The sequence below is a fragment of the Kitasatospora phosalacinea genome, from assembly GCF_000716545.1.
In the GTDB taxonomy this organism is placed as follows: domain Bacteria; phylum Actinomycetota; class Actinomycetes; order Streptomycetales; family Streptomycetaceae; genus Kitasatospora; species Kitasatospora phosalacinea.
Genome location: NZ_JNWZ01000050.1, coordinates 58,080 through 66,662, shown reverse-complemented (window position 1 = coordinate 66,662; position 8,583 = coordinate 58,080). Strand labels below are relative to the sequence as shown.

6 protein-coding genes are annotated in these 8,583 nt (G+C 77.2%); all 6 read right to left on the bottom strand.

Annotated elements, in window-relative coordinates; translation table 11 throughout:
* The 6 genes from OO48_RS23775 to OO48_RS23750 all read right to left on the bottom strand — a co-directional run bounded on the left by OO48_RS23775 (position 1) and on the right by OO48_RS23750 (position 8,440).
* On the bottom strand, positions 1 to 795 hold the full coding sequence (locus OO48_RS23775) for a WXG100 family type VII secretion target (RefSeq protein ID WP_033219568.1): 795 nt from the start codon (positions 793 to 795) through the stop codon (positions 1 to 3).
* A 37-nt stretch (positions 796 to 832) separates the two neighbouring features.
* Positions 833 to 3,202: a WXG100-like domain-containing protein gene (locus OO48_RS38495; protein ID WP_051732614.1), complete on the bottom strand. Its 2,370-nt coding sequence runs from the start codon at positions 3,200 to 3,202 to the stop codon at positions 833 to 835.
* 121 nt (positions 3,203 to 3,323) lie between these two features.
* Complete coding sequence (locus tag OO48_RS23765; protein ID WP_033219566.1) at positions 3,324 to 4,157, bottom strand: WXG100 family type VII secretion target; 834 nt, start codon at positions 4,155 to 4,157, stop codon at positions 3,324 to 3,326.
* 345 nt (positions 4,158 to 4,502) lie between these two features.
* Positions 4,503 to 6,638, bottom strand: a complete 2,136-nt coding sequence (locus OO48_RS23760; protein WP_033219564.1) for a WD40 repeat domain-containing protein — start codon at positions 6,636 to 6,638, stop codon at positions 4,503 to 4,505.
* A 45-nt stretch (positions 6,639 to 6,683) separates the two neighbouring features.
* The gene (locus OO48_RS35365; RefSeq protein ID WP_051732612.1) at positions 6,684 to 7,253 is read right to left on the bottom strand and encodes a GNAT family N-acetyltransferase; all 570 of its coding nucleotides are present in this window, start codon (positions 7,251 to 7,253) and stop codon (positions 6,684 to 6,686) included.
* A gap of 275 nt (positions 7,254 to 7,528) precedes the next feature.
* On the bottom strand, positions 7,529 to 8,440 hold the full coding sequence (locus OO48_RS23750; RefSeq protein ID WP_033219562.1) for a LysR family transcriptional regulator: 912 nt from the start codon (positions 8,438 to 8,440) through the stop codon (positions 7,529 to 7,531).
* Between the last annotated feature and the right edge of the window lie 143 nt (positions 8,441 to 8,583).

The following is an 8,583-nucleotide window of genomic DNA, read 5'->3' as shown; positions in this document are numbered from 1 at the left end:
TCAGTGCCTTCCGCTCTGGGTCATCCCGGGGGTGATCGGGAGGTGGACGGGGGCCGACGGGAGCGACGGCGCTTCGGGCAGCTGCGCGGTGCTCTCGATGCCGCCGAGTTCGGCGATGGTGTTCTCGTCCACGTTCTGGTAGCTCTCGGCCATCTGCTTCAGGCCCTCGGCGATCCCCTTCAGGCCGCCGGGCAGGCTCTTGAGGAGCGTCATGGTGCTGTGGCTGATCTTCAGGTAGCCCTGGTCGCCTTCGGCGAACTTCTTGCCCGACTCGTCGTTGCCCCAGGGGTTCTGGGCCTCCAGCGAGGGCAGGTAGGCGCTCAGCGACCGGTAGATGTCGGCGACCTGCTCGGAGGCCGCGAGCATCGGCGACACGGCCGCCCGGTACTGCTCGGGGTCCACCCGGAAGCCCGACCCGGCGCCGCCCGAACTCCCGCTCCCGGAACCGGCGTTCCGCGCGGCGGCCGGCCGGCTGTTCCTCTGCGCGGGCGTCGCCTGCTGGACGGGCCTGCCCCGCTCCATCGGCCGCAACGGCGCGTAGTCCGGCTGCACCGGCTCGGTGGCGACGTGATCCGGCGCCAGGAGGCCGTGCTCCGACAGCGGAACGCCCCGCTCCATCGGCCGCAACGGCGCGTAGTCCGGCTGCACCGGCTCGGCGGCGATCTGCTCCGGGACGGCCGTGCCGATCAGGAAGTGCTCGGGCTCGGCGGGCGTCACGGGCACCCGGTGGACGACGCGGTCGGGTTCGATGCGCGCGTCGGCCTCGACGTACGAGGCCTGCTCGTCGTTGCTCATGAGGGGACTCCTTCGTCAGTGCGGGCGACGGGCGCGGTCAGTCCGCGGCGGGCGCGGCCAGGCGGGAGAGGGCGGCGCGCAGGAACGGGCTGGGCACCTGGTAGCCCCCCTCCTCGCGGAGCGGGGCCCGCTGCGGGGTCGCCGCCGCGCCGGCGTCGGCCGCCGGCGCGGGCGCGGACGCGGCCTCGGCCTCGGCCGTCGGCGCGTCGGGGTGGCCGCGGCGGGCGGCGGCGCTGCGCGCGCGTTCCAGGTAGGCGTCCTCGTCCCGGCCGCCGGACGTCTCCACCGGGGCCGCGACGGGGGTCGCGGCGGTGTCGGTGGTGGTGGCGGTGGCGGTGTCGGTGGTGACCTGTCGCGCCGTGGTGTCGGTGGCGGTCTCGCCGTTCGGGGTGGCTCCGGCCGCCGTGCCGTCGGTCCCGGCCGGGTCGGTCGCCCCGCCGCCGAGCAGGACGCCGGCGAGCTGGTTCAGGACCTCGCTCTCGCTGGTGGGCCCGGCCGCGGTGACCGTCTGCTCGGGTTCGGGCGTGGCGAAGGTGCCGTCGGCGCGGGCGTCGTCGAGCCAGCGGCGGCGGGCCCGGTGCCAGTGGCGGTCGCGCGGGTCGACGTCGGCGGCCTGGCCCAGGATGCCCGCGTCGCCGTACAGCTCCTCGTCCTCCTCGCCCTCCCCGCCGAACCGGGTGGGGCTGACGAAACGGTTGCCGTGCTTGCCTTCCTTGCCGCCGCCCCGGCCCGCGCCGCCCGCGCCGGGCATGTGGCCGGCGCCGGCCGCGCCGACGGCGCCGCTCCGGCCGGCCGTCCCACCGGCACCCGCGCCGGAGCCCGCGCCGAGGCCGCGGGCGGCTCCGGCGCCGGTCGTCGCGGAGCCCGCCCGGACGCCGCCGCCCTGGCCGGCCAGGGCGCTGCCGCCCGCGCCGGAACCCCCGGCGGAGCCCGCACCCAGGCCGCGGCCGGACGCGGCGCCGAGGCCGTAGGGGCTGCCGCCCGCCCCGCCGAACGGGGTGAGTCCGGCGCGGCCGGTGCCGCCCGAACCGCTGCCGCCGCCACCGCCGAGGGATCCCAGGGCGCCACCGAGGGCGCCGCCGAGGTTTCCGATGGAGCTGCCGCCGAGGCCGCCGGTGCCGCCCGTGCCGAAGCCGGAGCCGAGGCTGCTGCCGCTCGGGGTGTAGCCGGGGGTGGTCGTCCCGCCGGTGCCGAGGTCGCCCAGGTCGCCCAGGCCGGCCAGGTTGAGCGAGCCGCCGGAGCCGGTGGAGAGCGGGGTGAAGACGGGCGTGCCGCTCCCGCCGTCGCCCGAACCGGAGCCGAAGTCGGGCAGGTTGGGGGCGGGCAGGCTGAAGGGCGCCAGACCGGAGCCGCCGCCGGAGCCGGCCGAACCGCCGCCGCCCGCGTAGCCGCTGCCCGCGTAGCCGCCGGCTCCGCCGTCCACGCCCGGCAGCGAGAAGCCGGACCCGTCGAAGGACCCGGCGCCGCCCGCGCCGCCGAAGCCCGCGCCGCCGCCGTTCAGGCCCGGCAGCGAGAAGGGGGTCGGGGCACCGGCCCCGCCGCCCGCGCCGCCGGCCCCGCCGTCCACGCCCGGCAGCGAGAAGGCGGACCCGTCGGCCGCCCCGCCGCCGCCCGCGCCGCCGAGGCCCGCGCCGCCGCCGTTCAGGCCCGGCAGCGAGAAGCCGGACCCGTCGGTGCCGGTGGACGTGCCGCCCGGGAGTCCGGCGCCGGTGCCCGTCCCGAACAGCCCGGGCGGCACCGCCCCCGCTCCGCCCGAGGCGCTCATCGTGCCGAGGCCGCCCGGACCGCCGGCCGAGCCCGCGCCGCCGTACCCGCCGGTGCCCGAACTCCCGCCCGCGGTCGTCCCGTTGAGCGAGCAGGTCTGGGCCATGCCGGTCATGTCGGTGATGTGGTCGGCGTTCTGCCGGAGCATGGCGTCCACGTGGCCGCCGACCCCGCTGACGTACTGGTGGTACAGGGTGGCGGCCTGCTTGACGCCCTCGGACTTCGCGATGTCGTCGTGCTTCCCGGCCGGGTGGGCGGCTATGTAGTCCTTGGCGTACTGGAGTTCGCGGATCATCTCGGTCTTGGCGTCGCCCACCGTCTGCGCGGCGTTCTGCAGCGAGGCGGCCATCAGGTGCCCCGACTGGATGGTGGTGGTGACGTGCGAGCCCTCACCGCCGGCGAACTTCTTCAGGTACTGGGAGAAGCTGTCGGCGGCGGGCCCGGACATGCTCGCCATGGCCCGCTGGGCGGCCTCGACGATCGCCACGACGTGGCTCTCGGCCACCTCGTTCCAGGCGGCCCAGGCGGCTCCGAGTTCGGCGAGCAGCTCCTCGTCGCCGTCGGGGAAGGTGATGTCGGCGCCGAGCTCGTTGCTCTGGACGGTCTTGAGCACCTCGGCGAGGTCGGCGGGCAGCTCGATCATGGCGGCGGGTCTCCGGAGGGGTGCGGTCGAGGTCGGGAGGGTGCCCTACGGCGGGGCGGACGGCCCGGTGGGGACGTCGTTTCCGGTTCGGTTCGGCGGGGCGGGGCGCCCGCCGGCGGCGTCAGATGGCCGGGCCCCACATGCCCGGCCCCATGTAGATCGGCGGCGGGGTGTTGTAGTCGAGCGTGGGTGCTTCCGTGGCCTGGTAGTCGCTGTCCGGGTCGAGGTCGCCGAGCCCTTCGATGGGCGGCGGCGAGGCGGGGACCACCGGGTGCGCGGGCCTGGCCGCCTCCGTCTCCAGCAGCCGCCGTCCCTCGTGCTCCGGCGTGGCCTCCACCGTCTCCGTCCGCCCCCGCACCAGGTACTCGGGCGTGGCCTCCGCCGTCTCCACCCGTCCCTGCACCCGGTACGCGGGCGTGCCCGCCACGGCCTCCGCCTGCCCCCGCACCCGGTACGCGGGCGTGCCCGCCACCGTCTCCGCGGGCGTCCCGTACGCGGTGCCCGTGGACACCGACGTCTCGTAGTCCGGCGCCCCGTACACCGGTGTGCCGGCCGTCGTTCCGGCGGAGGCGATGCGCAGGCCGGCCAGCTGGGGGTCGGAGGGCATGGCACCGGTGTCGGTGATCCCGCCGAGTCCGGTGGCCTGCTGCTCGTCGTTGGCGCGGTGCCTGGCCGCCATGGTGCGGAGGTTCTCACCCACCGCGGTGGCGTTCTGGATCAGCGCCTGGATGCCCTCCAGGACCTGTTGCTGGTGCTGGGCGAGGCCGCCGACGGAGGAACTGCCGCCCTGGATCGCCTTGCCGACCAGGTCGGTTCCGTAGACGGACTCCTGCACCTGCTTGACCTTGGCCGCCAACTTGTTGGCCGGACCGTTCAGTTCGTCCAGCAGCCCGAGGATCTTCTTCGCCGCTGCCTCGACCTCGTCGAGGTCGATCCAGACCGTCTCGTCCGCCACTTGCGCATCCTCCGAACTCCGCCGCCCCCGGTCGGCACGCATCCGCGCCGACGACCCGTGCCGGGCATGCCGGGACCGGGCCGGAGCAGCCCGGACGTGCCCGTGCCATGCCCGCACCGGACCCATTCCACGGCTACCCTAACCCGCCGGTGGAAGCGCTCCCAGCCGGTCGGACGTGCCGGGGTGACAACCTGTCACCCCGGCGTGATCCTGACATGCCGTCGAGTCGCGGAGGAGACCGGAAGGCATGCAGCAGGTAAATTCACGACGTGAACCGGCAAGGGGAAGTAAAGACCGGAAGTGCCCGCTCCGGGTCGATGGTGAATTTCCTGTGGAGAATGCGCGTCAGAGGGTGACCGCTCCGCCCGGGGTGACGATCCGCAGGCCGGCCTCGTCGAGATCGATGGCCAGCGGGGTTCCGTCCAGGGCCGCCTCGTTGAGCAGGGAGGCGCTGGAGAGGTGCCACAGCCGCAGGGTGCCGGCGGCGTCCCCCGCCGCGAGCAGCGCCTCGCCGTCGAACTCGCGGCCGACCACGGCCCGGACGGCCGCGCCGCCGCCGGCCAACTCCGCGGTGCGGCCGCCGTTCTGGACGTCCCAGACCAGGACGGTGCCGTCGCCCGCGCCGGCGATCACCACGGGGCGGCCGCCGAGCACGGCGAACGACAGCACCTCAGCGGCGAGCGGGAGCCCGGTGCAGACCGGCCCGGCCGCGCCGCTGACGGCGTGCCACAGGCGCACCACCAGGTCCTCGCCGGCGGTGGCCAGGATCGGCTGGCCGTCCGCCACGGTGGCGGCCAGCGCGGTGAACGGGCCGCGCCCGGTGGCGAAGCGGCGGCTGTCGGCGCCGGTGGCGGCGTCCCGGACGGCGATCGCGCCGTCGCGTCCGGCGGAGGCCAGCAGCGGCTGCTCGCCGGGGGTGAAGGCGATCCCGGCGACCGGCCCGGCGTGCGGGACGGGCAGCGGGTTCGCGGTGCCGTCGGCGAGGCGGTGACTGCGGACGGCGCCGGCCGAGGTGCCGCAGAGCAGCAGGTCGGCGGTGAGGTCGAGGCTGTGGACGGGCCCGCCCTCGCCCGGCAGGTCGAGGAGTTGGCCCCCGGTGGGCGCGTCCCAGACGGCGAGCGCGCCGTCGCCGAACCCGGCGGCGAGCACCGGGCGGCCGTGCAGGGTGCCGGCGGCCAGCGCGGTGAGCGGGCTGCCGGGGCGTCCGGCGGGCACGGCCGTCGGGGCGGTCGTGCCGGTGGCGGCGTCCCAGACGGTGATCCGGCCGGTCTCGTCGCCGGTGTACAGCGCGTCCCCCACGGCGGCGAGCGCGGTGAGCCACTCGCCGGCCGGCCAGCCGTGCAGCGGGCGGCCGTCGTAGACGTCCCAGGTGCGGACGGTGCCGTCCAGCGCGCAGGAGGCGAGGACGGGCCGGTCGGCGAGGGTGGTGAAGGCGAGGGCGGTCACGGTGCCGGTGTGGCCGTCGAGTTCGGCGACCGACTGGCCGGTGGCGAGGTCCCAGAGCCGGATCCGGCGGTCCTGCCCGGCGGAGGCCAGCACGGCCTGGTTGTCGACGGTGAGCACGGCCAGCGCCAGCACCTCGCCGCGGTGGCCGACCAGCAGGTGCATCAGGTCGCCGCTCCCGGCGTCCCAGACCCGGACGGTGCCGTCGGGGGAGGCGGCGGCGAGCAGGTCCACCCCGGCGCAGTGCGCGGCGCGCAGCACGGTCGCGCCCCGGCCGCCGGTGGACAGGGTGCCCAGCACCCGGCCGTCGTCGGCGCGGACGGCCCGCAGGTCGCCGGACTGCCCGGCCGAGAACGCCACCGGGACGTCCCGGCAGACCAGCGCGGCGACGGCCTGGGCGCCCTCGCCGCCAGTGGTGCCGTGCGCGACGGCGCCGGTGACGGCGTCCCAGACCTGGACCGAGCCGTCGGTGCTGCCGACCGCGAACAGCGAGCGTCCGCCGGCCTCGCCGAGCGCGACGGCGGTGGGGGCGAGCCCGGCGTCGGCGTCGGAGCCGCCGAGCGGGGTCGCGTCGTCCAGCGCGGTGAGGCCGAACGCGCCGTCCGCCTCGACCAGGGCGTACGCGGCCCGGCCAGCCACGGTGCCGACCGCGGCGGCGCTGCGGGCGGTTCCGGCGGCGGGCTCGGTGCGGGCCAGCGCGGCGGGCAGCGCCGCGGGGTCGGCGGCTTCGCCGAGGGCCTGGGCGAGCAGCGCGTCGAGCACGGCGGCGGAGTCGGGGACGGGCGCGTCGGTGCCGTCGGTCCACTGCCGGTCGGGCTGCCCGGGCCGGCCCTGGACGGTGAGCCGCCGCCCGGCGGCCGGGGTGTCGACGGGTGCGGGGGCGGGGAGCGGGCCGGTTCCGGCGAGGACGCGGCGGATCAGCGCGGGGTCGATCCGACCGGTCCGCTCGCGGTCGGCGCGGGTGGCGCGGAAGGTGCCGTCGGCGGTGATCAGCAGTTCGCCGCGGCCGCCGTCTTCCAGCCGTACGCTTCCTGACATGGTGTCACTCCTGGTTCGGTGCAGTGAGGTCGGGAGCCCCGAGGGTCAGCAGAGGTCTTCGGGTACGAGGGTGGCGTGCACGGCGTCGTGCAGCCGGTGGGTGCGGGAGCTGCGGAACAGCGCCGGGCGGTAGCCGGCCCGGCGGAAGCCGATCGCGGCGCCGGTCAGCTGGCTGGGCATGTTGTCGGCGGCGGCGTAGGCGTCGATCCGGCGCAGGCCGATCCGTTCGAAGCCGAAGCGGCACACCAGGCGCAGCGCGGCCTTGGCGGTGCGGAGCCGGCGGTGTTCGGGCAGCAGCCAGACGGCGACCTCGGCGCACTCCCGCTCCGGGTCGAGGTCGACCAGCTCGGCCCAGCCGACGGGTTCGCCGGTGGCGGTGTCCTCCAGCGCGAAGTACGCGGCGCGGCCGGTCTCCCACAGCATCGGGGGAATGTCGGCCAGCCACTTCTCGGCCGCGGCGGTGTCCCGGTGCGGGACGACGGCCTGGAGGAACTCGCGCACCAGCGGGTCGTGGCTGCCCCGGTGCACGAGGGCGGCGTCGCCGGGGCCCGGCCGGCGCAGCAGCAGCCCGTCGTCCGCCATCGGTTCGTCCCGCGCCTCGGTGAGCGCCCGCATCGCTCCCCCCGTCCGCTCCCCTGCCGGCTTTCCCGCACGACCCTCGCGGGCCGCCCCGGCGTACCCTCCCCCGCCGTTCGACCACCCGTCAAGTCAGGACCGGAGGGCGGGCTTCTGCGCACGTCAGCGGGGCGTTAGCGGAACGTGAGCGGGGCCGCGCAGACTCGTCGGCGGGGTTCGTCACTCCACGTCCCGCCGCCCACCGGCCCACCTCTCGTCTCTCCGGGCCGGGCGCCCCCGCTAGGGCGGCGGGACGCACCCCCGCCCGTCGGCCGTCAATTCGCCACCGCGGTGGCCCCGTTCGGCAGCGGCGCGGCGCGCAGGGCCCGGATCAGTTCGCGGACGGCGGCGGTGCGGGCGAGTTCGGGGGTGGTGACGTAGCCGACCTGCCGGGAGGGCCGGTCCGGGCCGAGGTCGGTGACGGCGAGTCCGGGGGGCGGGCGGTCCAGGCTGAGCCGGGGCATCACGGCCATGCCGAGGCCCTGGGCGGCGAGCGAGAGCACCACGGTGTCGTCGGCGACGTTGACGGTCGCGGGCGGCAGCCAGTCCTGGCGCTTCCACCAGGCGGCGGTGTAGGAGCCGCAGTTCTCGTCCCAGTCGACCAGCGGCAGGCTCCGCGGGTCGGGGTGCCCCTGCTGGTGGGCGAGCGCGTACTCCTCCCGGTACAGCGGTGCGGCGAGCAGCCCGGGCAGCGTGACCCCGCCGCGGACGTCCAGGGTGGCGAGCGCCAGGTCGGCCCGGCCGTCGGCGACCTCGCCCGCCGTGCCGCGCCCGAGGTCGCGGACGATCCGCACCTCCGGCAGCAGTCCGGGGCAGCGGGCGGCGAGCGCGGCCAGCACCGGGGGCAGCACCTGGACGGCGGCGGAGCGGAACGCGGCGATCCGCAGCGGTCCGCTCGGCACCGCCCCGGCACCGGCCGCGGCCTGCCGGGCCTCGCCGGGGAGCGCGGCCAGCAGCCGCAGGATCCGCCGGGCGTGCCCGGCGACCCGCTCCCCGGCCTCGGTGGGCCGCGCCCCGCGCCGCCCGCGCTCGAACAGCACCGCGCCGAGCTTGCGCTCGCAGCCCCGCACGGCGTGCGACACCGCGGACTGGGTCAGGCCGAGCCGTTCGGCGGCGGCGGTGAAGCCGCCGCTGTCGGCGACCGCGACCAGGATCCGCAGTTCCTGCGGGAGGAGATCGTCCGTCACGCCCGCAGCCTACGGCGTGCCGGGGACGCTCCCGCGGCCTCCGGACGGGCGGTCCGGTGCCGTCGGGGTGCGCAGATCGGGGCGATCGCGGCCCGGGCCGACGCGGACGAGCACACCGCCCGCCGCAGGCGGCCCTCCGAGGG